Below are 26070 nucleotides of genomic sequence, written 5' to 3' on the forward strand. Positions count from 1 at the left end.
CCGTGGCATGCTTTCCAGTGCCGGCCGATGCAGCCGCTAGCGGCGCACTGTCGCGGGAATTGGAGGTTAACGATCATGGAATTTCGAGTATTGGGGCCGGTGGTTGCCCTGCGGGCGGGGCTGCCGGTCAGGATGAAGTCAGCGAAAGCTCTCGAACTCCTCGCCGTTCTGCTGCTGTCGCCCGGTCACCGTGCCTCTCATGCCAGTGTCACGCGCTACCTGTGGCCCGGTGAGGATTCGAACGCCAATCGAATTCGCCAGTGCTTTCATCAATTGCGGCAATCTGTGCCAGGTATCGACCGGCAGAACGAGCGAGGTTTTTGCCAAATCCCTGCCGATTCGCAGAGCATCGACTACGTCCGTTTCCAGGAATTACGGCGCGCTGCGGATGCCGTGGACAGCGCGTCGGCTCGGCTCAAGGCACTTCGGTCCGCGCTCGGCGAGTGGCGGGGAACGCCCCTGGAGGACTTGCCCGGCGAAGGCTTCGAACAGAAGCGGGCCGAACTAACTGCCGAACTGTTGGAGGTCACGGCCGCTTGCGTCTTCGCAGAGCTGGAGTGTGGGGAGGCCCGTGCCGCGCTCGATCGGGCCGGGTCGGCGCTGGCCCGCTGGCCGGAGAGCGAGACCCTGCTCGAGCTCAACGTACGTGCCTTGCGCGCCCTCGGCAGGCAGGACCAGGTCGAGCCGCTGCTCGCTCGCTGGGAGCGCCGGTTCGGCCGGCCCACCGTCCATCTGCTGCTCGTCGGTGAGGCGGAGGGAAAAGGAAGCGGAGCAATGCCCGGCGCCCCACTCGCGCCGGCCCGTTTGAGGCCCCGGCAGCTTCCCTCCCAGCCCGTCGACCTCGTGGGCCGTCAATCGCAGCTCGACCTCCTCACGGAAACTCTCTTGGGGCGAACAGCCGGCCGGAGTCGGGTTGCCGCGCTCACTGGTATGCCGGGTGTCGGGAAGTCTTTCCTCGCCGTGCGGGCAGCGGTCCGGGTCGAACCGAGCTTCCCGGGCGGGATCCTCTACGCCGACCTCGGCGGATTTTCGCCAGGGGAGCCGGAGCAACATGGTCCTGTCCTGGCCAGATTCCTGAACGATCTCGGAGTGCGCCCCGCGACTCCGACGCTGGACGGCATGGTCTCCGCCTACCGGACCGCACTCGCGGACCGCACGGTACTGCTGATCCTGGACAACGCGCGCGACGAGGAGCATGTCCGCCTGCTGCTCCCCGGACCAGGAGCCAGCGCGGCGATCGTCACCAGTCGCCGCCAGTTGCACGGGCTGGCGATCAGGGAGGGAGCCGAGCTCGTGGACCTTGCTCCGCTGGGTCGGCAGGACGCCACCGAGCTGCTGCGGACACGGCTGGGGGAGGACCGGATGCGCACAGCCGTCCCGTTCATCGGTGACCTGGTCGAGCACTGCGCCGGCATGCCCCTGGCCCTGGGAATCATGGCTGCGCGGATTGCGCAGCGCCCGCCCCAGGCACTCGCGGGTATGGTCCGTGAACTGCGGCAGGAGAGCACCAGGCTGCGTTCCCTCGATCTGGGCTCGGAAAACCTGAGTGTCCGCCTGTCGTTGGAGACGTCCCACAAGCTGCTGCCGGCGCCGGCAGCAGGGCTCCTCTGGCAACTGGCAGTTCACCCGGGGCCGACGGTCAGCTGGGCGGCGCTGCGGGCGCTTGAACCGGACAACGCCGTCGGAGTCAACGACGCGATCGACGACCTGATGCGGATGAGCCTGGTGACCGAGCCGATTTTCGAACGCTACTCCCTGCACGACTTGGTCCGCGTCTACGCCGGCGAACTGGCGGACCGGCAGGACGAAACCGAGCGGGCCCGGCTCGTGGAGCGGATGCTGTTTTTCCTGCTGCACAACGCCTGGGCCTGCGACCGCAAGCTGGATCCGGGCCGCCGGCTACCGATCGGCGAACCGCTGGGCATGGACGTCGTTGCTCCGTCCCATGCGGCGGATGCAATGTCCTGGTTCGAGGCCGAGTACTCCACCCTGGCGGCCGCGGTCAGGTTGGCCGAGGAGCGCGGACTCGACCGCTACACGTGGTTACTGCCAATGACTTTAGTGACCTTTCAGTGGCGCTCCGGCCGCAACTTGGACGCGCTCAAGTACCTGACCAGCGCACTCGCAGCAGCCAGGCGGGAGGGCGGCCCGCCAGACGTGGCGATGGTCCACCGGATGCTCGCCGGTACCCACCGGGGCCTTGGTGATCTTGCGCAGGCGACGCGAGAACTGCGATGCGCGGTACGGGTGAGCGAGGACAACGGTGACATCCCGGGTAGCGCCTTGGGCCGTCACATCCTTGGTGTCCTGCTGCGCGAGAGCGGCGCACCGGGCGAAGCGCTGGAGCACTTCACCGCCGCCCTGTCCGCCTTCGAGCAACTCGACGACCTGCTCGGTCGAGGAGCCGCGTTGAACGGGATCGGAAGTGCTCGCTACGACCTGGCCGAGTACGACGAGGGCCTTGAGTATTGCCTGCAGTCGCTGACCCTGCTGGACACCACGGACGATCTGAACGGTAGGGCGCATGCGCTGTTCAGCCTGGGCCGGATCCGAGTGGTACTGGGAGAGCACGAGGCCGCCATCGCTGACTTCGAGCGTGCCCGGGACCTGTACCGGTCGCTGACCTACGGAAGCCGGGAGGCCAAGGCGCTGGTCTGGCTCGGGGACGCGCTTCGCGGCGCCGCCCGGCCCCGGGAAGCCGAGGAGGTGATCAAGCGAGCTCGAGCCTTGCTGGGAGACATGGGTGAGAGCGACCTCGACGCGGCCGTCGAGCGGTTGAGATACGTGCCGTGACGACGATCCAGTGGTGTGCCTCCCATGAGCGGGTCACGGCACCGCCAGTCCGAGACGGTATGGGGCCGTGGGATCGGGGCGAGTCGCTTTCGGGGAGGCGGGCGAGCCGGCTGCGGGCAGCATCGGCTGCAGGAGCCGCAGCACTTCCGCGACTCCGTTGGGTCGCTCTCGCGGGTCGACGGACACCATGGCGAGCCCCAGGCTACGGAGCGTTTCGGGCATCTCGGCCCGAAAATCCTTCGGGAAGGCCGAGGCCCTGTCGTCGAGCGGGCGCTCCAAGCCGCTGTATGGCAGCCGGGCGGCAACCATCTCGAACAGCAGCACGCCGAGGGCGAAGACGTCGGCTTGTGGAGTGAGCGCCACGGTCCGGTCGTACTGCTCCGGCGCGGCATAGCCGGGACTACCACCGGGATAGGCGTTGAGTTCCCCGGCCATGACGGAGATGCCGACGTCCAACAGTCGGACCCGGCCGTCAGGTTGAAGCATCGTGTTGTTCGGCGTGACGTCGCGGTGGACATATTCCTTGGCATGGAGCCCACCGAGAATCTCGCAAAGCTGCCCGATGGCCGATAGCGCCGCTGCTGCCGGGACAGGCTGGTGCGCGCTGATCCACGAAGCAACGGTGACACCATCGATCAATTCCATGACCAGGAATCGACGGTTGCTTATGCCGAAGGATCCCTTGTCGAAGACGCGAGGAATTCCCGGAACATCCAGCACGACACCGAGGCGATCGTACTCCTGTTCGATGAGTCTGCCGTCGTCTACATAGGTTTCAGGTGATTCGAAGGTCTGGGCGCGCTGGAATTTGATCGCCACGTCCCGCTTGAATCCTTCGTCCCATGCGACGAAAATTTCGCCCTCGGCGCCTTCGCCGATCTTTCGTTTCACTAGGTAACGGTTATTGACGAGCGTACCGGGAAGCAACGCAATCGCTCCGTGTGGAAAAGAAATGCCCGGCCGGTTCAACCAAGTACCCCGGGAGGTAGAGAAGTGAGGTCATTATGACAGAGAGTTGGCCACCCGAAGGTCTCGTCGGGGATTCCTCCGTCGTCACCGTGCGGCTTTCCATGTTTGGCCCGAAGAAGTATCGGTGCCCGGCATCCGATGCACTCAAGGCGCGTGGACTGCGGCTTCGCACGCGGGCGGTTTGGAAGCCCGAGCCACTGGAGTCCTTCCCTCACGGCCCGTTCATGGCTGCGGCTGACAAGATGGAACGGACGGTGGATGAGCCGCTGCCGAGCCCACCGCGCAAGGGGCGGCGTCCGCTACACGATGGCCTGCGGCAGTGGACCGAGCATGCGTTGCGGATGTATCAGGAGGCGTTCAAGGCCGACCGGGATCTTCGCCTCGCCCGCGAGCCCTGGGTCTATCGGCACTACCGCCCTACGGATAGCGGCCGCGGCGCCGTGGAGTACCGGATCATCGCCTGGGGCCGCTGCTTCGAGACGGACGATGGTCGGCTGCGCGAGCTGCGCCTGCCAGTCAACCGCCTCCGTGCGCGCAGCGCGGCGGAACGCGCGGTGGCTGCCCTGGTCGCGGCGGAGGGGAATCCGGATCCCCGGCTCGAACGGGTAAGGGTCGTTCAATTCGCCCTCTCCGACGGACGTACGGCACCGGTCTTCGACGGCACTCGGGACGAGGCGCTGGCGGCCTACCGGGCCGATGGGGTGCCCGCCGTTCGCACACTGCTCGACAGCCGGGAGTATCGGCCTGGTGCCGCCTGTGTCTCGTGTTCGGTTGCGCCGGTCTGCCCAGCGCTTCCGAGGGAAGCGGGGTTGCTTGGGATATCCGACCGGAGCCGGCCGCGCCGTAGCTGGTCCTCGACCACCGGCCGAAGGCACCAGAGCTGCCCGGCCCGCGGCTACTTGCGCGAGCTGCGGCTTCCGACTGACGACACTGTGGAACGGGGCGCCGCCGCCGAACGTGGGCGGGCGGTCCACGCGTTCCTCGCCGAGCGACACGCGCGGCAGCCGCGCACGCCCTGCACCTCTGACATCCCAGCAGAATGGGTACCTGAGGGCTACCAACTCCCTGTTGAGGAACGAGAGCTCGGTGCCGAGCTGCTGCGCCACCACGCGGAAGTATGCCCGCTACACATGGTCGGACAGCAGTCGGAGATCCGGATCGAGCCCCGGCTGGTGTTCGACGACTCTGCGGCCGACCTGCTGGTCGTGGCGGAGCCTGACCTGTTGTACCGGGACGCGGGCTCATGGGTCTGGCGGGAGACCAAAACCTCCCGCAGCAATCGCCCTCGCCGCGACGTGTTGGCGGCCTACCCCCAACTGGCCCTGGCCATCAGGATAATCGGCAAGGGCGCGCTCCCCGGCCCGCCGGGCAGGGGAAGGGTCGAGTTGGAGCTGCTGCGTCCCGGCGGCGTGGACCTGCGAATCCTCGATCCGTTCGCACCCGCGACCGGGGCCGCCGCCGAGGCGGCGCTGCGCGAGCAGGTATCGGGCTGGCACGCGGAAAGGCTCTTCGTGGCTGTCCCCGGCGCTGAGTGCGCTACTTGCGAAGTGGCGCGGTGGTGCTCGGTGCGACAGACGGCGGGACCGGGGGCGGGCCGGTGACCGAGGACGTGTCGACGGACATCGACCTACTGGTTGCGGTGGCCCGCAGCGTGATCGAACTGAACTCCGTGGCCCGGTCGTCGACGTTCCGGCTGCCCTACCCGCCGATCGTTCAACTTACCCTGGACCGCTTGGTGCTCGCGGGCCTGACCAGGGGCCTGCCGGTGCCCTCCGGAATACCAGAGCTGATGTCTTGGTGTCGAGAGCGAGAGCTGGATGGTTGGCCGCTGGCACTGCCGAGTGGTTTCCTGACCGCAGATGCCCGTCTGATCAACCCTGCAGCGGGCGAGCCGACCAGGACTTGCGCTGAGCTGGCCTCTTTCGGCCCGCAGGGCGGGCCGGAGCAGGAGGCCGAAACCCTACTGGCCGGACTTGCCAACACATGCGGCACCGTGGAGCGGTTCGCGGTGTGCCGCGACTTCCTCATCCGGCGGCCAGTCATCCTTCGCTTCGATCCGGTGGAAGTGCTGCAGCCGGCCGTGGCTCAGACCTGGAGGCTGGTCAAGGAACTCTACGGTCCCGTACCCGACCGCTTCACGATCGACGGGTTGCTGCACTGCTGCACCGGTTGTGGGCTGCTCGCGAAGTCTGCGACAACGGAAGGTCGATGGTGTGAGGGCGGGTGCCTGGCAGTGGGTCGCAAGCTTGAAGTGTCCCAGCAGCCCGGGCTGGCCCTTGCCCTGCCGTTAGCGTTGCGATTCTTTCTGGCACTTCCAGGCCGTACCGAGCTGACCGTTCGCTCCCAGCTCGCGGAGAGGGCCCGGCTGCGCCCTCTTGGCCTGGGGGTCCACTTCTTCTCCAGCCATGACGGGATGCCGCGTGCCTTTCAGGTCCACGATCGAGAGCAACCGCTGCCGGCCGCCCTACGGGCGGCGGAGGTCGCCGCCCTGCTCGGTGAGCCGTTGGACGTCGTGGTCCCGGACGGGGTGGCGGCGCGCCCTGGGTATCGACAGGACTTCGATTGTGCGGTGCCAACCGGCACCCGGGTGCGTCTGTTGTCCGCGAGCGAGTTCACCGCGCCGGAGCCGACCGGTCGAACAAGGAGGGCCCATGCGTAGCACCACCCAGTCCTTGGTCGAGGTGGTCGACCGTTTGTCGGACGCGGCCCCGCAACTGAAGGCCGCTCGGCTTGTCTCCATGTGTGAAATCGAGGTTGGGCTCCTCCTTCAAGAGACATTTGCCACCGGCGCGCCGGCAGCAGATGCCTGGACGTTGTTCAGCGGGTACCCGTTCGCGCGGGTCTCGGGAGCCGTCGACGCAGCCGGAGAACGGACCCTCCGTACGGCCCGGCATACCCTCTGGACCTGGGGCCGTCGTCTGGCCTGGACCGAGGCACTTCAGGAGTATCAGCGGATCGACCGCCGGCTCCGCGGCTATGAGGTCGCCGACCCGGATCGTCCAGCCGCTCGCCGGTCCTCGCTGTCAGTAGCACCGGATCGTTGGGAGACCTACGAGCGGCTGCTGCGCGAGGCACCGGCTTTCGCCGGACGACCCATGGCGTTTGCCAAAGCGGGACGGCACGCCTTCCCGATCGGCCGGCACCTGACTACCGTCCGGCTGCCCGAGCATGCCCTGCCGCCGCCGATCGCCCACGACCTTGCGGCGCCGCCAGTGAACGGGGGGAAGCCGTTGCACTTCCGATGGGACGACCTGCTGGAGACTGCGGCCTTCATGGACTCGGTGGAGCCAGTGAACTGGGTCGGACGGTTACGTGCGATCCATCTTTTCGACGGCCAAGGCGGGGAGTTCCGGCGCGCGGACGGTTTCGAGGTGGCGCGGCTCCAGCATCTGTTGGGCATCGTCGGCGCCGGTAAAAGCACCCTGCGGGACGTGCTGGCCGTGCACTTGGCCAGGCGGGGCCTCCGGGCAACCATCGTCATCGGAGACGTCGCCGAACAGCTCAAGCTGGTCCGGCTGTACAACACGTATGTGCCTGGGTCGGCCGCCCCGGTGCTCGGTGCATCGGGCCGTCAGCAGCACGCCGAGCGGCTGCACCGGCGGTTGATCGGACGTGGCGGGCGTAACCTACTCACCCACGACGACCCTGGGTTTGTGTACCTGAGCACGTCCTGCGCCCTGAACGCACTACGATACGCGGAGGGGCAGTTTGCCGACGACCCGCTGGGATACGGCGAAGCGCCCTGCAACAGATTGCAACCGCCCAGCCGCCGCCGGGATTTCGCGGACGAGTCGTGGTCACGGCACCGGGTGTCTTGCCCCTTCTGGTCCGGCTGCCCTCGTCACCACAGCGCCCGCGAGCTGGTCGACGCGGCCATTTGGATCGCCACGCCTGCCAGCTTGGTCGATTCTGCGGTGCCGCATCCACAGAATCACGAGCGCATTCGCTACCTCGAACTGGCCTGCAGGCGTAGCGACCTGGTAATCGTCGACGAGGCGGACCGAGTCCAGATGCAGCTCGACCGAATGTTCGCGCCGGCCATTCCGCTGATCGGCGGCGGCCCCGATATCCGGTCCTTCCTTGACGACGTCAACCAGCACCGCATTCGTGAGCTGGCCGGCGCCGGCCGGATCCAGTTGTCCGACCGTGACGTGGAGAACTGGTCGGCCGCCGTCAACACCACGCAGACCGCGGCCGACCGCCTGGTTGCCATGTTGGTTCGGGACGTCGACCTGCGCAACTGGGTCAGGACCGGGTACTTCAGTGCCTGGACGCTCCAACTCCGCCTGCTGGAGGAGCGGTACCCACTTCCGGAGGATCGCGACGACACACCGGTCGGGGGGGTGGGACCCGACGCCGAACATCCGCACCGAGCGCCTCGACGGCGGCTCACCGAGATCCTGGACACCTTTCGGGAGAACCCGTTCGGCGACCGACGGCGACCCCTCGATGACGGTGCGGAGCTCACAGGTCTGCTCGGCGAACTCCTGCACACCAACTACCGTGAGCGCACTCGGGAGCGGCTGGAGGAGGTGCTCCGCGACCTGTTCGACCTCGACCTTCTGCTGGAACCCACTGACGAGGGCCGTGAACGGTACCGAGAACTGCGTGGGCCTGCCGCAGGCGAACTCGCATCGACACTTGGGTCGGGCGGGACAGGCCGCAGGGCCTTCGGGCGCAGGAGTAGAAAGCGCCCGCCGGAGAGCCCCGACCGGTGGCTGACCCTGTTGATGGCCCGCTTCGAGTTCACCTTGCTGCTCAGTGCACTCGAGCCCAAGCTCGCCTTGATCAACGCCATGTGGCCGCGTGTCGCTGCGGCGCTCCACCTGGGCTTCAACGAGATGTACCGCAGGCCGCTCGACTACGGCCCGATGGTGCCCGAAGCACCGATGGGCAATTTGATCGGCTTCCAGTTCGTGATGGAAGGTCCGGACCTCGGCGGAGTGCGCACTGGAGAACTACGTTTCTTCCGGTGCAGCGGGGTCGGTCGGGAACTGCTCCGGGTGATGCCCGACCTGCCCACGGTGGACGGCCGCCCTGGTACCAACGTCCTGCTGATGTCGGGCAGCAGTTGGGCTGGAAGCTCCAGCCGATATCACATCTCGGTGCCGATCGGCGTGATCATCGAGCCTGCCCCGGAGGAGCTCGACCGGATCGCTGAGCAGAGCGAGTTCCGCTACGAGTTCGTCCGTGACGGGTGCGCGTGCCGCGCGGGGTGCGAGTGCCATGAGCCCAACGAGGCACAGCGACTTTCCGGCGAGCCACTCGACCAGCGAGCGGACATTCTGCGCCGGATGGCCATCGCCCTCGGTAAGGAGGACGCCGGAATCAGCCGTCTGCGCGAGGAGTTGACGCTCCTTCCGGAGAGCCGCCGCCACATCCTGCTGCTCGTCGGCAGTTATGAGGAGGCCAAGGTCGTGGCGGACACCCTGCATACCCTCAACAAGCGCTGGAAGGGCAGGGTTCGTCGGCTGGTGTCCGACGACGACCCCGACGCCGGAATCTGGTCGGACGACGACGAGCACCACGCGCCCGTGCTGCGCCGCGGCGATGTGGAAACGCTCGCCAACACCAGCGCCGACATCCTGGTGGCGCCCCTGCTGGCGGTGGAACGCGGTCACAACATCCTCGACCTCGACCGCAACCACGCCGCGATCGGGTCGATCTACTTCCTTGCCCGGCCCAATCCGCGACCTGACGACCTTGGTCTCGCCGTGCACGCAATCAACGACTGGATCGTCCGGGCCATCGACGGGGGCGAGTTTGCCGACTGGGTCCGGGCTGAGCCCACTCTGGGCCTCGGCGCCCGCAAGGTCAGGGATTTGGCTCGCTCGCAGTGGTATCGGGTGCTCGCCAGGAGCATGGCATGGAGCCGGCTGGGCGACGACCGAGAGCAGGTCACCTGGGACCTGCTCGTGCTGATTTGGCAGGTGATCGGCCGCTCCGTGCGGGGTGCGGTGCCCACCCGAGTCGCCTTCGTCGACGCCGCATTCTCGCCCCACCTGGCCGCCGGTCAGACAACCAACCAGCCGGACACCCCGAAGACCAGCCTGCTGCACAGCATCCATGCCGTGTTGGAGCCCTACTTCACCCCGGACGCCCCCGTACCTGCTGCCGACCGCTACATCGTTCAGGCGCTCTACCGGCCGATGTGGACAGCCCTCGACCGATGCCTTGCCCAGTCTTCCGACAAAAGGAACACCACGTGTACCGCCTGATCAGCACCACCGCCTACGAACCGGATCCGCAGGCCGGGCCCTGGACCGAGCAATACCGGGCGATCAGCTTCCCCGAGGAATGGCGGACCGAGTTCATGGACCTCTATCGGCGACAGTGGCGCCGGGAGCAACCGGTGGGCCTGCCGATCAGAAAGCTCAACGACCTGCTGCGAGCCACCGCCCCGGGTCTGGTGGCCACCGGCCGGGGAGCCGGAAGCACTGCCGAGGTGCCCTGGTTCTACGCGTCCGAGGAGATGCCCGCCGAACTGGTTACGCCGCTGCTGGCCTCCTGGGTGCTAACCCTGCCGCCGGGCGCCGACCCCGACGTCGAGCGTGCGGCCGACCACCGGGTGGCTCTGGACCGAGCACTGGCGCTCATCGATCAGCATGCCCCGCGATGGCAACATGAGGCCGTGGACCTTACGTCCGCGGAATTGTCCCCCGGCGGCACAGCCCAACCCGACCGCAGGCTCTACCACCTGCTGCCAGAGTGGATCGGTGCCAGGCTCGCCGCCCGCCCGCTCCACCTGAACGGCGTCGACCTCTCCTTCCGGCTGGTAACCCGTGACCAAGGGGTCGAGTTGGTCAGCTGGCCGCCGCAGAGCTACACCCGGGGAAAGCGCGTCTGGTACTACTCAGGGCTGGTGACCGTCACCGTGCAGACGGTTCCGTTCGCCGCGCGCTTTCGGGTGCACGTCTCGTACGGAATCCGCCGCTGGGCCACCGGCTCGCCCGTTTGGCTGCCAGAGGGCCGCGGCGCGACCGTCCTGCTCGATGCGCCGCTGCCGTGGCCTGGCGCCGACGGTCCGCGCTGGCGGCTCACCGCCAACTCCCTGGTCTTCGACCGCCGCCTTGGCATGCTTGCCTGGAGCCGGAAGAGCCTGGTCGACCTGCTGCCAGAACTGGACGTGCTGCGCGCCTACCCGAAGCCGGCTGAGTTGGTTGCAGACCCGGTCGACTGGATCGAAGGCCGGGACGGGGTCGCCGCAGGCATTTTGCACAGCACCACGATGGGCCGGCACGGTGTCGGAACCGGACTCATGCCGCTAGAGCGGTCGATGCTCGATCGCTGGGTCGAGGAGGGACTTCGACCCGTGCTGCGCCGGGTGCCCGACCTCGGACGCGCGCACCGGAAGTCCAAGCCCGCCCTACTGCCCGCCGCGCAGACGAAGGACCCGGAGGAGCTGAAGACGCGCTCCCGGTACCGCGTGCAAGCCCGGCGCGACGCAGTGCGCGCGACACTCGACGGGCAGCCGCTGCTGGTGGACTTGCTCTGGCAGACGGAGGAGACCCGGGACGAGTTGGTTGCGGCACTTCGTGAGTGGCTGGAGCTCCCTGTCGGATCGGGCGGAGCGGATGGCGACCAGGAGTGGCACGACGGTGATCTGCATGTCGTGCTCCGCTCCCGGCCACTCCGTGCCCTGGGCGCACCACTGGAGATCGCCCGGGAATCCGGCCGATCACGAGCCCAGGCGCTGGCGGAGGCCGTCCGGGCGCGCGCCGCATTGACGGTCGCCCAGCTCGGTCCCCGAAGCGGCCCGGTGGGGCTTGCGATCATCGAGACGCTGGGTCCGGAGCGATTCTCGGCGCAGGACTCCGATCCCAAGTCCGCGCTGCGCCACGGTTGCGCGTCGGCCCGCCGGGTCAGCCAGTTCATCGTCGTACCGGAGGACGCCGAAGGGCCTCTGGCTCAGCGCGCCCGGTCCGCGTTGGCCGACGGGATGCGCCAGCTCGGTGCCGTTGTCCCCCCGGACCAGCGGCTGGACGAGGAACTGGCGGACGACCTCCAGTATCTCGCGGTTTGGCACGTGCGGCGGCAGGCCAACGGGCCGACTCGGCAGGCCGGACGGCACCTGGTTGCCCTCCGGATCCGCCCACGAGATCCGGTGCACCCTGTACGTGGCTGGGACGACGCCCGCAAGGAGTGGGTGCCTTACGCCCGGCTGCTGCTCACCCTCGCTGCCGATGGTGCTGCGACGAGAACCCGATTCGGTCGCGCCGCCTCGACCACCGAGGAGCGGCGCGACGAGGTCGAGCGCCAGATCAGAGCATTGCTGTACCAGGTGCGCGACCGGCCGACCCTGCTCCTTGTGAACAGCGGCAACCTGCGTGAGGTGTGGCCCGGACTGAATAACGGGCAGCTGGTCAAGGACATGCTCACGTTCGATGGGGAGCCGCCTGCCCGGCTCGCGCTTCACGGGGAGGACCTGCGTGTGGTGCTGCTCCGCGACGCCAACAGCCGTGGCGAGACGCCCCAGTGGTACGCACCAGGTGAGACTGAGGTGGAAACGCCGGGGTTCTCCGCAGGTCTCTGGGCAGCGCGGGAAGCGGATGCCGATAATCGGGTGTTCGTCAGCACGGTGGGCAAGCCGCCGACTGCGGGCACGGTGCGCCGCGACCTCCGCAAGCTGGTTCCGGACAAGAACTGGCCGCATGGTCCCGCAGCGACGGCCTGGAATCCCCAAGCCTTGGAACTCACCGTTTTGGGCTGCCTGTCCGAGGCAGCCCTGGCGGCTGCCGGACGCACCGGCATGAGGTCGGACCGGCCCGCAGTGGTCGCTGCTGCTGCCCACCAGTTGCGCTTCCACGACGATTACCACCCGCTCTCCCGGCCGCTCCCGTTGCACCTGGCGAATCTGGCTGAGGAGTACGTCCTGCCGCTCGCCCCGGCACCGGCTCCGTTGGCCGAGCAGAACCGCGTGTAGCAGCCTGCGGGCAATGCCGGCTGCTCCGCGACTTGTCCAAGCCGTGGAGCAGCACTCGGTCGTTTCCACCAGGCGTCTGTGAAAAGTCCGAGTTCTACACCGGCGAGAAGGTTCCTGATCATCAGGAGCCCCAACGTGCCCCCAGTTTGTCGGGGGCGGATGCGCGAAGCGCTCAAGGAGGTTGGTGAGACGCTCGGTGGCAGTTGCGTCAGGCCAGTCATCGGGTCACCAAGGGTGGGCCACCCGACCCAGCGCTTGATCAAGGTTGCTCACAGCCGGAGTGAGTGCTGTACCTCGCGCCGGCAACGCGTCAGGGGCCGTATCGGATCTCTCCGATACGGCCCCTGACGGTGGTCGGGGTGGCGGGATTTGAACCCACGGCCTCTTCGTCCCGAACGAAGCGCGCTACCAAGCTGCGCCACACCCCGATGTTGCGCGTTCAGCTTAGCGGGTCGGGGGGCTGAGGCGAAATCCGGTTTAGCGCGGGGGCGCGGAGGGGGTGCCGGCGGTGGACTGACGGGGGGTCAGGGTGAGGAGGGTGGCCTCCGGGGGGCAGGCGAAGCGGAAGCGGGCGTAGCGGGAGGTGCCGCAGCCGGCGGAGACGTGGAGGTAGGCCTCGCGGTCGGCGGACAGGTGCTTCGAGAGGCCCTTGGCGCGTTTGCGGTCGAGGTCGCAGTTGGTGGTCAGGGCGCCGTAGAAGGGGACGCAGACCTGGCCGCCGTGGGTGTGGCCGGCGATCACCAGCGGGTAGCCCTCCGCGGTGAAGGCGTCGAGGGCGCGCAGGTACGGCGCGTGCACCACGGCCAGCGAGATGTCGGCGCTCCGGTCGGGGCCGCCGGCCACCTGCTCGTAGCGGTCCCGGTCGATGTGTGGGTCGTCCAGGCCGACCAGCTCGATGTCCAGGCCGTCCACCTTGAGCCGGCCGCGCGCGTTGTTGAGGTTTGCCCAGCCCGCCGCGTCGAAGCCGTCGCGCAGGTCGGTCCACGGGTTCTCCCGGCCGAGCCGCCGGGTGCCGTCGTCGCGACGCAGGTAGCCCGTGGGGTCCTTGGGGCGCGGGCCGAAGTAGTCGTTGGACCCGAACACGTACGCCCCGGGCCGACCGAGCAGCGGGCCCAGCGCGTCCAGCGTCTCCGGCACCGCCTCCGGGTCGGACAGGTTGTCGCCGGTGTTCAGCACCATGTCGGGGTGCAGCGCGTCGAGCCGGCGCAGCCACTCCTGCTTGCGGCGCTGACCGGACACCATGTGGATGTCGGACACCTGCAGGATCCGAACCGGCCGGGCGCCGCGCGGCAATACCGGCACCTCGACCCGGCGCAGACGGAACGAACGGGCCTCGTAGGCCGCCGCGTAGGTGAGGCAGGCGGCCCCGGTGGCGGCTACGGCTAGGGGAAAGGCTGAACGCGGTCGCATCCCTCCATGCTGGCAGAGCCGGCCGATGCTCGGCAGTCTCGGCGGCGCACCCGACGTCGCGGGACGGCGGCCGGGCCCGGGTGAGAGTGGTCGGGACGCACTCCGAGCGCGGTAATTCGGTACGGCCACACCGGTCACGGCTGCGACACTTGACCCCATGAGCACCCTCAAGAGCCGTTTGCAGAGCGACCTGACCGCGGCCATCCGGTCCCGTGACGAACTGGTCTCCTCGACGCTGCGCCTCACCCTGACCGCGATCACCAACGAGGAGGTCGCGGGCAAGATCGCCCGCGAGCTGTCCGACGACGAGGTGCTGAAGGTCATCGTGCGCGAGGCCAAGAAGCGTCGCGAGGCCGCCGAGGCCTTCGCGAACGGCGGCCGGACCGAGTCCGCCGCCCGCGAGCGCGCCGAGGGCGAGGTCCTGGCGGCCTACCTGCCGGCGCAGTTGTCGGACGACGACCTCCGCGCGATCGTCGCCGACGCCATCGCGCAGAGCGGCGCCGCCGGCCCGCAGGCGATGGGTCAGGTCATGAAGGTGGTCCGCCCCAAGATCGGCGACCGCGCCGAGGGCGGCCGGATCGCCGCCGAGATCAAGAGCCAGCTGGCCGGCTGACCACACAGAGCCGACCGCACAGGCCCGACCACACCGGGCGGAGCGCACCGGCCCGACCACACAGAGCCGGTCCCGCGCCCGACTCCGGGCACGCCCGCCCGACCTCCGCTCCACACGCCGATGGTGGTGCCCCCGAACACATCGGGAGCACCACCATCGACATTTCCACGAGCGATCACGAGCGATCACGAGCGACTACGGGCGATCGCGAGCGCCTCCCGCGATCACCCCCACTCAAAACCCCCCGAAGTCCCCACCCCCGATATCCCCCGTGCTCGGCGGCCGAGTGTGCCCCGGCGGTCGCGGCGTCTCCGGAGGCTTGGTGGCACCGCCCCCACCCGTGGTCGGCGTGGTCGGCGGCGTCACCGGCGGAGTCCACGGCGGCCACGGCGGCCGAGTGCTCCCGCCCCCCGGCGGTCGGTTCTGGTCGCGCGGGTTGGGCTTGCCGTCGTCCGGCTTCTTGTTGGGATCGGGCTTCGGCGGGATCGCGCCCGGGGGCGGGGCGGCGAAGTCCGGCGCGTCCACACCCTTGAGCGCACCCGACATTGCGCTCTTCCAGATCGGTCCGGGGACCTGTCCGCCGTAGACCTTCTCATACGTGGTCCCGGCGATCTTGATGTCGACCATCTCGACATCGTTCTTGGCGCCACCGATCCACACCGCGGTGGACAGGTTCGGCGTGTAGCCGACGAACCAGGCCGCCTTGCGCTCGTTGGTGGTGCCGGTCTTGCCCGCGTTGTCGCGGTCCTTGAGGCCGGCCTGGGTGCCGGTGCCGTCCTCGACCACACCCTTGAGCAGGGTGTTGATGGTGTCCGCGGTGGACTGCTTCATCACCTGCTTGCAGCCCGCCTGGGGGACGGACAACTTGGTGCCGTCGAGCTTGGCCACCTCGGTGACCGCGATCGGCGTGCAGTACACCCCGCGGCTGGCGAACGTCGCGTATGCCGCCGCCATGTTCATCGGCGCGATGGTGTTGGCGCCGAGCGTCATGCTGGGCACCTGCTTCAGTGCCTCGCCGTTGCCCTGGTGCACACCCATCTGATCGGCCAGCGTCGCGATCGGACACAGCCCCACGTCCTTGGACAGCAGGACGAAGTAGGTGTTGATCGACTTCTCCAGCGCGGTCTGCATGTTCCAGGTGCCGGTTTCGCTGCGGCTCTCGTTCTGCGGCTGGTACTTGGGGTCGCGAGTCGATTCGCCGCAGGTGCGGAACTTCTCCTTCCGCATGTCGATGTCGTAGCCGGTGGAGTATTCCTGGTCGACCTTCATCCCGTTCTCCAGCGCCGCCGCGGCGGTGATGGGCTTGAACGTGGACCCGGTCTGGAAGCCGTACGTCGAGCCGCCCATGTTGTGGTCGACCGAGTAGTTGAGCGTGGTCTCGTAGTCGCCGAACCCGTACGGCCGACTCTGCGCCATCGCCTTGATCTTCCCGGTGCCCGGTTCGACCATGACGACCGCGTCGGCGACCGGGTCCTTTTGCAGTACGCCCTTGGTTGCGGCGGTGTAGGCCGCCTTCTGGGCCTTTCGGTCCAACGTGGTGGTGATCTTCAGGCCGCCCTCGCGCCACATCTTGTCGCGTTCGTCCTTGTTCGCGCCGAACGCCGGGTCGTTCTTGACCACCCGTTCGACGTAGTCGCAGAAGAACGCGGCACCGTCGATCTGGTCGGCGGTGATGCAGCCGTTGGGCAGCGGCTGGGTCTTCAGGTTGAGTTCGGTCGCCTTGGCGGTGTCGGCCTCGGCCTGGGTGATGACCTTCACCTCGGCCATGCGCTGCAACACGACGTTGCGCCGATCCCGCGCGGCGTTCGGATAGCCGATCGGGTCGTACGCCGACGGCGCCTGCACCACGCCGGCCAGGGTGGCCGCCTCGGGCAGGGTCAGATCGGCGGCGTGCTTGCTGAAGTAGCGCTGCGACGCGGCCTCGACGCCGTACGCCTGGCGGCCGAAGAAGGTGATGTTGAGATACCGGGTGAGGATCTCGTCCTTCGACAGCCGTTGCTCCAGGCCGATCGCGTACTTCAACTCCTTGATCTTGCGGGAGACCTCCTGGGCCTGGGCCTTGGCCACCTTGGCCGGGTCGTTGCCGGCCTCCTCCACGAAGATGTTCTTCACGTACTGCTGGGTGAGACTGGATCCGCCCTGCTTGGATCCGGTGCCACCCGACTGCTGGTTGCGCAACAGGGCACGCAGGGTGCCCTTGAGGTCGATCGGACCGTGCTCGTAGTAGCGCGAGTCCTCGATCGCCACGATCGCCTGACGCATGATCGGCGCGATCTGGTCGAAGTTCCTCAGGATGCGATAGCGGTCGTAGACCATCGCGAGCTGGTTGCCCTCGGAGTCGAGGATGTACGACGGCTGCGAGAGGAACGGTTGATCCAGATCGCCGGGTAGGTCGTCGAAGTTTTCCGACGCCGCCTTCGCGGACAGGCCGAGGCCGCCCACGAACGGCAGCGCGACTCCCGCGACCAGGGCGCCGGCGAGGATGCTCGCACCCACGAACGCGGCGAACCGTCCCACGAAGCCCAGCGGGGATCGTGGACGGTACGAACCGCGTTTCGGGCGGGCCGAGCCGGAGGAAGTTCGGGCCATGGGCGACAGCCTACGTGCCGAAACACCCTACGCGGCGAAGGCACTTCGCCTAAGCTGGCGGAGCAGCCGGGGGATTCGTGTCATCACGCATTTCACTCTTTGGAGTGAAAGTGGCCGGATGTCGGGTCCTGCTGCCGTCTCACGTGCCTCCGACGTGCCCTCTTCTGAGTGAAGCCCGGACCCAAAGCGCAAGAGCATTCACCCGGACGGGTGGGTCCATATTTGCGCATAGTCCTTCCGGGCCATCGATGACTGCCCGCGCAGGGGCTGTTGCGCGTGCCCAGGGTTTCGTACCGTCCTGCTTGGCATCGGGAATTCCCGGCGCCGCCGTTGGGGGAGCCTCGAAAATCGGGAGAGGACGGCACCAGCATGAGCTGGGTTACCGACTGGAGCACGCAGGCCGCCTGCCGGAGTACCGATCCGGATGAGCTGTTCGTGCAGGGGGCGGCGCAGAACCGCGCCAAGGCAGTGTGCACCGGATGCCCGGTCCGCACCGAGTGCCTGGCCGACGCGCTGGACAACCGGGTGGAGTTCGGCGTCTGGGGCGGCATGACCGAGCGGGAGCGGCGCGCGCTGCTGCGCCGCCGGCCGATGATCACCTCGTGGCGTCGGCTCCTCGAGACCGCGCGCGAGGAGTACGAGCGCGACATTCACGGAGACGAGGAGTTCCGGGTCGCCGGCTGAACACGTGTCGGCACACGTGGCGCAACACGTGTGGACGACCCGAGGTCGACACCTTCGAACACCGCCGCATCCGCAACGCCATCGCGCGCGCACGTCACCGCCCGCCGGGGCCGGGAGTCAGGCCCGGGTCCCGGCGGGGTGGTGACGAGACGTCGGGCGGTGGGTCACCGCGGTCCGGATCATCCGGGCCCACGGGTCGGCCCGGCCGCGAGGTCAGCCGGAGCCCAGGCTCTCGCCGATGACACGCAGACCCGCCAGGTCGTGCACGTCTCCGGGCAGTGCCGGGACCTCGGTCACCCGTACCTCGGGGTGGATCGACGTGAAGCGGGTCCGCATGCGCTCCTCGCGGTCGATCACCCGCAGCCGCTCGGCGTGCAGCGTGAGCAGCCCCGCGACCAGCCGCAGATCGGCGGGCTGCGGCGCGTCGCCGGCCGATTCCCCGGCACCGGGGTCGTCGAGGTCGTCGGCCCGCTCGGTCAGCGACTCGGCCGCCGCCAGGCTCCGCTCCGCGGACAGCCGCCCCGCGCTCGTGGCGTGCACCCGGTTGAGTACCAGGCCGGCCAGCGGCATGCGCTCGGTGCCGAGCCGGTCGACGAAGTACGCGGCCTCGCGCAGCGCGTCCTTCTCCGGCGCGGCGACCACCAGGAACGAGGTGCCCCGGGCCTGGAGCAGCTTGTAGGTCGCGTCGGCCCGCTTGCGGAAGCCGCCGAAGGTGGTGTCGAGCGCGGCCACGAAGGTCTGGATGTCGGTCAGCAGGTGGGTGCCGACCACCTTGCTCAGCGCGCCGGTCATCATGCCCATGCCCGCCGACAGGAACTTGAGCGCGCCGCGTCCGCCGACCTTGGCGGGGGCGGACAGTATCCGGATCAGCCGGCCGTCCAGGAACGAGCCGAGACGCTGGGGGGCGTCCAGGAAGTCGAGGGCGGAGCGACTCGGCGGGGTGTCCACCACGATCAGGTCCCACTCGCCGGTCGCGTGCAACTGGCCCAGCTTCTCCATCGCCATGTATTCCTGCGTGCCGGCGAAGCTGGAGGACAACGACTGGTAGAAGGGGTTGTCGAGGATCTGCTGCGCGCGCTCGGGGTCGGCGTGTTGTTCGACGATCTCGTCGAACGTGCGCTTCATGTCGAGCATCATCGCGTGCAGGCTGCCGCCCTTGGTCTCGTCGACGTCGAGGACCCGGCGGGGCGTGTTGTCCAACTCGGTCAGCCCCATCGACTGGGCCAGTCGGCGTGCCGGGTCGATGGTCAGCACCACCACGTCGCGACCACGCTCGGCCGCGCGCAGCCCGAGCGCCGCGGCCGTGGTGGTCTTGCCCACGCCGCCGGAGCCGCAACACACCAGGATGCGGGTGCCCGGGTCGTCGAGCAGCGCGTCGATCTCCAGCCTGTTCATGCCATCCCCTGCTCGCGCAGCGCTTCGGCAAGGCGGTACAAACCGCCCAGATCCATCCCGTCGGCCAGCAGCGGCAGTTCGTAGACCGGCAGATCCAGGCCGCGGACCAGGGCCCGGCCGGTGCTCTCCAACTCGATCCGACTCGCGTGCTCGTCGGCCTCGCCGAGCAGCGAGGCGACCAGCGGCCGGGTGGGCTTGATCCCGCCCGCGAGCAGCCCGGCCTCGAGCAGCTCGGGCGTCAGCCGCCGGCCGGTGTCGCTCTCGTCCTCGGCCTGGAGCGGCGGGCGGGCCATGTTGATCACCACACCGCCGGTGGGCAGGCCCGACGCGCGCAGTTCGGCGACACCGTCCACGGTCTCCTGGACCGGCATCTCCTCGAGCAGGGTGACCAGGTGCACCGCGGTCTGCGCCGAGCGGATCACCCCCATCACCGCCTCGGCCTGGGTGTGGATCGGGCCGAACCGGGCCAGCCCGGCCACCTCGGTGTTGACGTTGAGGAACCGCGCGATGCGCCCGGTCGGCGGCGCGTCCATCACCACCGCGTCGTAGGCGAACGCCCCCTGCACCCGCCGCCGGGCCGACTCGCACGCCTTCCCGGTCAGCAGCACGTCGCGCAGACCCGGCGCGATGGTGGTGGCGAAGTCGATCGCGCCCAGCTTCTTCAGGCCCTTACCGGCCCGGCCCAGGTGGTAGAACATGTCGAGGTATTCGAGCAACGCCTCCTCCGGGTCGATCGCGAGCGCGTACACCTCGCCACCACCCGGGGCGACCGCGATCCTGCGGTCCTCGTAGGGCAGATGCGGACAGTCGAAGAGCTGCGCGATGCCCTGCCGACCCTCGACCTCGACCAGCAGCGTGCGCCGCCCGCCGGTGGCCAGCGCCAGGGCGAGGGCTGCGGCCACGGTGGTCTTGCCGGTGCCGCCCTTGCCGCTGACCACGTGCAGGCGCACGCCCTCCCAATCGGCGTCGCCGTCGGTCGTGCGTGCGCCCGCCGGCCACGTGGTCACGGCAGCCGCCCGGCGGAACGGGGCGGCGCGCTCGGCTCGGGGCGGCGGCATGCCCGGATCCCTGCCCTCGAAGGCTTGCGCCATTCGGCCGCACGCGTGCAACCACCGGACCCGTGTGACCTCGCACCCAAACTCACGAGTCGAGCCTAACCACCCGCCCCCCGCCCGGTCGGAGGTGATCCCCCCGGGGTGACTCGCGTCACGTCACCGTCGACCGAACGGCGTAGCGCGCTTCCTTGTACGCCCCCGTCTCCAGGATGTCCCCGAGCACCCGCGCGGCCTCGACCACGTCGGCGTGTCCGATGTAGAGCGGGTTGAAGCCGAAGCGCAGCACGTCCGGCGGTCGCACGTCGCCGATCACCCCCCGGTCGATCAGCGCCGCCATCACCGCGTGCGCCTCGGAGTGGCGCACCGCGACCTGGCTGCCGCGCCGCGCGTGCTCGGTCGGGGTCAGCGTCTCCAGGCCCAGGTCGTGCACACACGCGATGAACAGGTCGGTCAGTGCCAGGCCCTTGGCCCGCACCTCGGCCATGGACACCCCGTCGTAGGCGTCGAGGGCGGCCTCCAGGGCGAGCATGGACAGCAGCGGGGGCGTGCCGATCCGGGCCCGTTCGATGCCGGGCGCCGGGGCGTAGCCGGCCTCCATGCCGAACGGGTTCGCGTGCCCGTGCCAGCCGGTCAGCGCCGGCTCGAACGCGGCGATGTGCCGCTCGGCGACGTAGACGAACGCCGGCGCGCCGGGCCCGCCGGACAGGTACTTGTAGCCGCAGCCCACCGCGAGGTCCACCTCGTGTGCGTCCAGGTCGATGGGGAACGCGCCCGCGGAGTGGCACAGGTCCCACAGGGCCAACGCGCCGGCGGTGTGCGCGGCGGCGGTCAGGCCGGGCAGGTCGCGCAGCTCGCCGCTGCGGTAGTCGACGTGGTTGTACGCGATCACCGCGATCGTGTCGCCGTCCGCGCGCAACACCTCGGCCGCCTCGCCGACCGGCACTCGGCGCACCTCGGCACCGAGCAGGCCGGCGATCGAGTCGGCCAGGTAGAGGTCGGTCGGGAAACTGTCCGGGTCGGCCAGCACCACGGTGCGCCCCGGGCGCAGCCGCAGCGCTCCCGCGATCGCGTTGAAGATCTGTACCGACGTCGAGTCGCCGCAGACCACCCGGCCGGGCGCGGCGCCGATCAGCGCGCCGATCCGGTCGCCGATCCGCGCGGGCGCGCCCCACCAGTCGTTGGCGTTCCAGGAACGGATCAAGTCCGTGCCCCACTGCCGGTGCACCGCGTCCCGCAGCGCCTCGGGCACGCCGGCGGGCAGCGCGCCGAGCGAGTTGCCGTCGAGGTAGATCACACCCTCCGGCAGCAGGAACCGCTCGCGCACGTGCGCCAGCGGATCGGCGGCGTCGAGCGCGGCCGCGGTGGTGCTCCGCCCGGCCGCGAGGCCGGCGGTCGAGCGTTGGTCCGACGAATCGTCGGCGACCGTGTTCAACGAGGAATCCGACATGCTCCACCAGTCTTTCGATGAATCAGGACTTCGATGGTTCGACCAAGGTGCGCATGGTCCACAACTCGGGAAAAACGCGCACGCGAACGGTCTGTTCCAACCAAGAAGCACCGGCCGAACCGCCCGTTCCCGGTCGGTTCCCCAGCGCTCGCAGTGTGGCGGCCAGGTGTCGCTCGCGCCAGCGGGTCCAGCGCTCGGAGATGTCGGTCAACACCTCGCCGAGAGCGACCAGATCGCGCACCCCGTCGGTGTAGGCGCCCGCCCACGCGCGTTCGACGTCCTCCGTCGGCTCGTAGGGCCGGCTCGGGTCGGGCCGCCCGCTCGCGGCCTTGCACAGGCCCCGCCGGGCGAGCAGGTCGAGTGCGTGGTCGTACAGGCTCGGCGCCCGCAACGCCCGATCCAGCTCCGCGTGCACGTCCGGGGCGCCCACGTAGCCCCGCAGCACTCCCGCGCGCTTGATCCCGAGCAGGAACTCCAGGTGCCGGTACAGGTACGACTGGAAGCCGGATGCCTCGCCCAGCTCCTCGCGGAACGCGCCGAACTCGCCGGGGGTGAGCGTGGCGAGCAGGTCCCACGTGGACACCAGCACGTCCAACTCGCGCACGCTGCGCCGCAGCGTGTCGGTCGCGCCCGCCACGTCGTCGGCGTCGAGCCGCTCGCCCGCGATCGTCCACTCGTGTCGGAGCAGCGCGAACAACAACTCCATCACCTGGGACGCGATCAGGAACGACATCTCGGCGGGCACGTCGGTGCGGGTGCGCTGGAGGGACAGCAGGGTGTCGAGCCGCACATAGTCCGCGTAGGGGACCGCGCCGGGCTCACACGCATCCGGCGGGTGGACGCCGTGCGCCGATTCGCTTCGGGGCGTAGGTGCGCCGACCGCCATACGTCCACCTCTCGCGCCGGGCCCGCCGGGGGCCGGTCGGGGAGTGCCCACATGCAATCGTGCGACGGCTCGGTTGGGAATGGGCGTCGAACCTCGGAACGGCCGATTCGGTTTACGCTCGCAACGTGTCGGACGACATACCCTCACGATCGTGAACGGAGGGCGAACATGGACGCGATCGACCGCAGACTGCTCGCCGAACTGCAACGCGACGCCCGGACCTCGCTCAACGAACTGTCCCGGCGGATCAACCTCTCCGCGCCGGCGGTGGCCACCCGGGTGCGCCGGCTCGAACACAGCGGCGTGATCACCGGCTACCACGCGCACGTGGACCCGGCCGCGGCCGGCCGCGGCGTGGTCGCCCTGGTCCGGATGAACTGCTACGGCCCGGGCTGTCTGCTGCGCCGCGACGCGGACACGGTGCGCGAATGGCCCGAGGTGCTCCAGGTGCACCGGGTCACCGGCGACGCGTGTTGCCTGCTGATGGTCGCGGTCGCCACCATGGTCGACTTCCAGGTGCTCATCGACCGGCTCGCCGAGCACGGCAAACCCTCCAGCACGATGGTGTTGTCCTCGCCGGTGGCGTGGCGCCCCGTCGAACCGCCGGACGTGTCGGTCTAAAGTCTGGACCCATGACGAAGTGGGAATACGTGACCGTCCCCCTGCTGGTGCACGCGACCAAGCAGATTCTGGACAACTGGGGCGACGACGGCTGGGAACTCGTCCAGGTGGTGCCGGGTCCGAACCCGGAGAGCCTGGTGGCCTACATGAAGCGGGCGAAGCAGGTGGCGGCGTGAGCGAGGTACACCCCGAACAGCGCATCACCGACCTGGGCCTGACGCTGCCCGGCGTGGTGCCTCCGGTCGCGGCCTACGTGCCCGCGGTCCGCACCGGCAATTACATCCACACCTCCGGCCAGCTGCCGATGATCGAGGGCAAGCTGCCCGCGACCGGCAAGGTCGGCGCCGAGGTCACCGCCGAGGAGGCGAAGGACCTCGCGCGGCAGTGCGCGCTCAACGCGCTCGCGGCGGTCAAGGCCGAACTCGGCGACCTCGCGCTGGTGCGCCGGGTGGTCAAGGTGGTCGGCTTCGTGGCCAGCGCCCCCGACTTCACCGGGCAGCCCGGCGTGATCAACGGCGCCAGCGAACTGCTCGGCGAGGTCTTCGGCGAGGCCGGCCGGCATGCGCGCAGCGCGGTCGGCGTGGCGGTGCTGCCGCTCGACGCCCCGGTCGAGGTGGAGATCCTCGTCGAGGTGGTCTGACCCGAACGGCGCGCGTCCGTTCGGGTACGCGCGGAGCGGACCCGCACCCGAAAGGGGCGGGTCCGCTCGGTTTCGGGGGGTCAGGGATGGAACTTGACTCGGTCAGGCGTACGATCCGGCGCATGGCCGAAACGGGGAGTACGCAAGCCGGGAACGCCCAGCCGGGCATGCCCGCGTCCTGGACCGAACGGGCCCGCGCGATCATCGCCGGCGAGGCCGAACCGGTGCCCCCGCGGCGCGCGGCGACCGTGGTGCTGCTGCGCGACCGTCCCCGAGGGGCCGAGGCGTACCTGCTGCGCCGGCACACCACGATGAAGTTCGCGGCCGGGATGTACGCCTTCCCCGGCGGCGGGGTCGACCCCCGCGACGCGGACCACTCGCCCGCCTGGGCCGGACCCGAACCCGCCGAGTGGGCCGAACGGCTGGGCACCACGGTCGCCGAGGCCCGCGCGATCGTGTGCGCGGCAGTGCGGGAGACCTTCGAGGAATCCGGCGTGCTGCTCGCCGGGCCCGACCCGACCACCGTCGTCTCGGACACCACCGGTGCCGACTGGGAGGCCGACCGCGCCGCGCTGGTGGCCCGCGAGCGCACCTTCACCGAGTTCCTGGCCGGCCGCGACCTGGTGCTGCGCTCCGACCTGCTCGGCGCGTGGGCGCGCTGGATCACCCCGGAATTCGAGGACCGGCGCTACGACACGTGGTTCTTCGTCGCCGCGCTGCCCGCCGGCCAACGCACCCGCGACGTCTCGGGCGAGGCGGACCGGGTCACCTGGGCCCGCCCCGCCGACGCGCTGGCCCAACACCGCGCGCAGGAGATGGCGATGTTGCCCCCCACCATCGACATGCTGCGCCACCTGGCCGAACTCGCCGACCCCGCCGCCGCGCTGGCCGCCGCCGCGGACCGCGAGATCAGCCCGATCATGGCGCAGGGCCGCTTCGACGGAGACCGCCTCGTGCTCGAATGGCCCGGCATCGCGGACCCGTTCGGTTTGCGCTGACCCCGCGTCGGCGCCCCGGGGGCCGATACGCAACGATCCACCGTTCGGTCCCGGGCACCCGAGGTACAGGATGGCGACCATGAACGCACAGCCCCTGCCCGGCAACCCTCGCGCGAGCATCGGCGGACCCGCGAGCGCGCGGGTGACCTGTCTGCTCGCGCCCAACCCGAGCGTGATGTCGCTCGACGGCACCAACACCTGGATCGTGGCCGAGCCCGGCGCGGACACCGCCGTGGTGATCGATCCGGGCCCCGACGACGAGGGCCATCTGCGCGCGATCGTCGCCGCGGTCGAGGCCGAGGGCCGCCGGGTGGGCCGGATCCTGCTCACCCACGGCCACCCCGACCACTCGGCGGGCGTGGCGGGCCTGAAGGCGCTCACCAACGCGGTGGTGCACGCGGTCGACCCGCAGTGGCGCTACGGCGGCGAGGGCCTGACCGACGGGCAGGTGATCGACGACGGCGGACTCGATCTGCGCGTGCTGGCCACACCCGGCCATTCGGGTGACTCGGTGTGCTTCGTGGTGGCCGCGGACCGGTTCGTGATCACCGGCGACACCGTGCTCGGCCGCGGCACCACGGTGGTCGCGCATCCCGACGGCCGCCTGGGCGACTACCTGGACTCGCTGCGCCGGCTGCGCGCGCTGGCCGGATCCGGCGAGATCACCGCCGTGCTGCCCGCGCACGGCCCGATCCTGGACGACGCGGCCGGCGTGCTCGACTTCTACTTGGCACACCGTGCGGCCCGGCTGGCCCAGGTGGAGGCCGCGGTCGCCGCGGGCGACACCACCGCCGAGGAGGTCGTCCGGCGGGTCTACGCCGACGTGGACCGGGACGTGTGGTGGGCCGCAGAGCTGTCGGTCCGCGCCCAGCTGGAGTATCTGGCCGAGCGCGCCGACGCCTGAGCGCACCGCCGCCCGAACACGACCGTGGGGCCCCCCCCCGCGGGGCCCCCGGGCGGTGTGTTGGAATAGGTAGGCCGAGCGGGGCGGCAACCCCCCGGCGGGCCAAAAGGCCCCCGCCCCCCCCCCCAGCCCCCGCCCAACCC

The 26070-nt window shown here is 69.6% G+C and carries 19 protein-coding genes and 1 tRNA gene; 12 read left to right on the forward strand and 8 right to left on the reverse strand.

Annotated elements, in window-relative coordinates; all coding sequences use genetic code 11:
• The first annotated feature begins 75 nt into the window (after window positions 1-75).
• Window positions 76-2793, forward strand: coding sequence for an ATP-binding protein (locus ACWGR4_RS10500; protein WP_395798467.1), 2718 nt, complete (start codon window positions 76-78; stop codon window positions 2791-2793).
• Window positions 2794-2826: 33 nt separating this feature from the next.
• On the opposite strand, the gene ACWGR4_RS10505 is transcribed toward ACWGR4_RS10500, so the two are convergent.
• Complete coding sequence (locus tag ACWGR4_RS10505; RefSeq protein WP_395798465.1) at window positions 2827-3684, reverse strand: serine/threonine-protein kinase; 858 nt, start codon at window positions 3682-3684, stop codon at window positions 2827-2829.
• Between the two features lie 302 nt (window positions 3685-3986).
• On the opposite strand from ACWGR4_RS10505, the gene ACWGR4_RS10510 reads away from it, so the two are divergent.
• Genes ACWGR4_RS10510 through ACWGR4_RS10525 form a run of 4 tightly spaced genes read left to right on the forward strand, consistent with a single transcriptional unit; the run spans window position 3987 to window position 12685 of the window.
• The gene (locus ACWGR4_RS10510; protein ID WP_452131545.1) at window positions 3987-5363 is read left to right on the forward strand and encodes a PD-(D/E)XK nuclease family protein; all 1377 of its coding nucleotides are present in this window, start codon (window positions 3987-3989) and stop codon (window positions 5361-5363) included.
• Window positions 5360-6421 (forward strand): pPIWI_RE_Y domain-containing protein, encoded by a 1062-nt coding sequence (locus tag ACWGR4_RS10515; RefSeq protein ID WP_452131544.1) that lies wholly within the window; start codon window positions 5360-5362, stop codon window positions 6419-6421. Before ACWGR4_RS10510 ends, ACWGR4_RS10515 begins: the two co-directional genes overlap by 4 nt.
• On the forward strand, window positions 6414-9980 hold the full coding sequence (locus tag ACWGR4_RS10520; RefSeq protein ID WP_452131543.1) for a pPIWI_RE_Z domain-containing protein: 3567 nt from the start codon (window positions 6414-6416) through the stop codon (window positions 9978-9980). Before ACWGR4_RS10515 ends, ACWGR4_RS10520 begins: the two co-directional genes overlap by 8 nt.
• Complete coding sequence (locus tag ACWGR4_RS10525; protein ID WP_395798457.1) at window positions 9968-12685, forward strand: pPIWI_RE module domain-containing protein; 2718 nt, start codon at window positions 9968-9970, stop codon at window positions 12683-12685. The genes ACWGR4_RS10520 and ACWGR4_RS10525 overlap by 13 nt, the downstream gene beginning before the upstream one ends.
• 351 nt (window positions 12686-13036) lie before the next feature.
• Here the strand turns inward: ACWGR4_RS10525 and ACWGR4_RS10530 are convergent.
• Together ACWGR4_RS10530 and ACWGR4_RS10535 are read right to left on the reverse strand one after the other, a co-directional pair.
• A tRNA-Pro gene (locus ACWGR4_RS10530) sits at window positions 13037-13113 on the reverse strand.
• Window positions 13114-13162: 49 nt separating this feature from the next.
• A complete protein-coding gene (locus ACWGR4_RS10535; protein ID WP_379998868.1) occupies window positions 13163-14095 on the reverse strand; it encodes a metallophosphoesterase in 933 nt (310 codons plus the stop codon).
• 157 nt (window positions 14096-14252) lie between these two features.
• On the opposite strand from ACWGR4_RS10535, the gene ACWGR4_RS10540 reads away from it, so the two are divergent.
• On the forward strand, window positions 14253-14708 hold the full coding sequence (locus ACWGR4_RS10540; protein WP_395798453.1) for a GatB/YqeY domain-containing protein: 456 nt from the start codon (window positions 14253-14255) through the stop codon (window positions 14706-14708).
• A 234-nt stretch (window positions 14709-14942) separates the two neighbouring features.
• On the opposite strand, the gene ACWGR4_RS10545 is transcribed toward ACWGR4_RS10540, so the two are convergent.
• Window positions 14943-17297, reverse strand: a complete 2355-nt coding sequence (locus ACWGR4_RS10545; protein WP_452131542.1) for a transglycosylase domain-containing protein — start codon at window positions 17295-17297, stop codon at window positions 14943-14945.
• 369 nt (window positions 17298-17666) lie between these two features.
• Between ACWGR4_RS10545 and ACWGR4_RS10550 the strand changes: the two genes are divergently transcribed.
• The gene (locus tag ACWGR4_RS10550; protein ID WP_020554910.1) at window positions 17667-17981 is read left to right on the forward strand and encodes a WhiB family transcriptional regulator; all 315 of its coding nucleotides are present in this window, start codon (window positions 17667-17669) and stop codon (window positions 17979-17981) included.
• Window positions 17982-18194: 213 nt separating this feature from the next.
• Here ACWGR4_RS10550 and ACWGR4_RS10555 read toward each other — a convergent pair whose 3' ends face one another.
• From ACWGR4_RS10555 to ACWGR4_RS10570, 4 genes are all read right to left on the reverse strand, one after another.
• Entirely contained in the window at window positions 18195-19376 is a 1182-nt protein-coding gene (locus ACWGR4_RS10555) for an ArsA family ATPase (protein ID WP_452131541.1), read from the reverse strand.
• Window positions 19373-20434, reverse strand: a complete 1062-nt coding sequence (locus ACWGR4_RS10560; RefSeq protein ID WP_452131540.1) for an ArsA-related P-loop ATPase — start codon at window positions 20432-20434, stop codon at window positions 19373-19375. Before ACWGR4_RS10560 ends, ACWGR4_RS10555 begins: the two co-directional genes overlap by 4 nt.
• A 148-nt stretch (window positions 20435-20582) precedes the next feature.
• Window positions 20583-21878 (reverse strand): kynureninase, encoded by a 1296-nt coding sequence (gene kynU / locus ACWGR4_RS10565; RefSeq protein WP_452131539.1) that lies wholly within the window; start codon window positions 21876-21878, stop codon window positions 20583-20585.
• 22 nt (window positions 21879-21900) lie between these two features.
• Entirely contained in the window at window positions 21901-22764 is an 864-nt protein-coding gene (locus tag ACWGR4_RS10570) for a tryptophan 2,3-dioxygenase (protein WP_452131538.1), read from the reverse strand.
• 168 nt (window positions 22765-22932) lie between these two features.
• Here ACWGR4_RS10570 and ACWGR4_RS10575 point away from each other — a divergent pair, with 168 nt between their 5' ends.
• The 5 genes from ACWGR4_RS10575 (at window position 22933) to ACWGR4_RS10595 (ending at window position 25927) form a co-directional block, all read left to right on the forward strand.
• Window positions 22933-23385: an Lrp/AsnC family transcriptional regulator gene (locus tag ACWGR4_RS10575; protein ID WP_379998882.1), complete on the forward strand. Its 453-nt coding sequence runs from the start codon at window positions 22933-22935 to the stop codon at window positions 23383-23385.
• An 11-nt stretch (window positions 23386-23396) separates the two neighbouring features.
• Window positions 23397-23561 carry a DUF4177 domain-containing protein gene (locus tag ACWGR4_RS10580; RefSeq protein ID WP_170222226.1) on the forward strand — a complete coding sequence of 55 codons (165 nt, stop codon included), beginning with the start codon at window positions 23397-23399 and terminating at the stop codon, window positions 23559-23561.
• Window positions 23558-24025: a RidA family protein gene (locus ACWGR4_RS10585; RefSeq protein WP_395798440.1), complete on the forward strand. Its 468-nt coding sequence runs from the start codon at window positions 23558-23560 to the stop codon at window positions 24023-24025. Before ACWGR4_RS10580 ends, ACWGR4_RS10585 begins: the two co-directional genes overlap by 4 nt.
• A 122-nt stretch (window positions 24026-24147) precedes the next feature.
• Window positions 24148-25023 carry an NUDIX hydrolase gene (locus ACWGR4_RS10590; protein WP_379998886.1) on the forward strand — a complete coding sequence of 292 codons (876 nt, stop codon included), beginning with the start codon at window positions 24148-24150 and terminating at the stop codon, window positions 25021-25023.
• 79 nt (window positions 25024-25102) lie between these two features.
• A complete protein-coding gene (locus tag ACWGR4_RS10595; RefSeq protein WP_452131537.1) occupies window positions 25103-25927 on the forward strand; it encodes an MBL fold metallo-hydrolase in 825 nt (274 codons plus the stop codon).
• Window positions 25928-26070 lie beyond the last annotated feature (143 nt).

Source organism: Embleya sp. NPDC055664, assembly GCF_053618075.1.

Coding starts and splice junctions, on each gene's coding strand:
- ACWGR4_RS10555 (WP_452131541.1), bottom strand. CDS start 19,376: ATGAACAGGCTGGAGATCGACGCGCTGCTCGACGACCCGGGCACCCGC.
- ACWGR4_RS10580 (WP_170222226.1), top strand. CDS start 23,397: ATGACGAAGTGGGAATACGTGACCGTCCCCCTGCTGGTGCACGCGACC.
- ACWGR4_RS10595 (WP_452131537.1), top strand. CDS start 25,103: ATGAACGCACAGCCCCTGCCCGGCAACCCTCGCGCGAGCATCGGCGGA.
- ACWGR4_RS10510 (WP_452131545.1), top strand. CDS start 3,987: ATGGCTGCGGCTGACAAGATGGAACGGACGGTGGATGAGCCGCTGCCG.
- ACWGR4_RS10575 (WP_379998882.1), top strand. CDS start 22,933: ATGGACGCGATCGACCGCAGACTGCTCGCCGAACTGCAACGCGACGCC.
- ACWGR4_RS10590 (WP_379998886.1), top strand. CDS start 24,148: ATGGCCGAAACGGGGAGTACGCAAGCCGGGAACGCCCAGCCGGGCATG.
- ACWGR4_RS10535 (WP_379998868.1), bottom strand. CDS start 14,095: ATGCGACCGCGTTCAGCCTTTCCCCTAGCCGTAGCCGCCACCGGGGCC.
- ACWGR4_RS10570 (WP_452131538.1), bottom strand. CDS start 22,764: ATGGCGGTCGGCGCACCTACGCCCCGAAGCGAATCGGCGCACGGCGTC.
- ACWGR4_RS10520 (WP_452131543.1), top strand. CDS start 6,414: ATGCGTAGCACCACCCAGTCCTTGGTCGAGGTGGTCGACCGTTTGTCG.
- ACWGR4_RS10545 (WP_452131542.1), bottom strand. CDS start 17,297: ATGGCCCGAACTTCCTCCGGCTCGGCCCGCCCGAAACGCGGTTCGTAC.
- ACWGR4_RS10550 (WP_020554910.1), top strand. CDS start 17,667: ATGAGCTGGGTTACCGACTGGAGCACGCAGGCCGCCTGCCGGAGTACC.
- ACWGR4_RS10540 (WP_395798453.1), top strand. CDS start 14,253: ATGAGCACCCTCAAGAGCCGTTTGCAGAGCGACCTGACCGCGGCCATC.
- ACWGR4_RS10560 (WP_452131540.1), bottom strand. CDS start 20,434: ATGCCGCCGCCCCGAGCCGAGCGCGCCGCCCCGTTCCGCCGGGCGGCT.
- kynU (WP_452131539.1), bottom strand. CDS start 21,878: ATGTCGGATTCCTCGTTGAACACGGTCGCCGACGATTCGTCGGACCAA.
- ACWGR4_RS10500 (WP_395798467.1), top strand. CDS start 76: ATGGAATTTCGAGTATTGGGGCCGGTGGTTGCCCTGCGGGCGGGGCTG.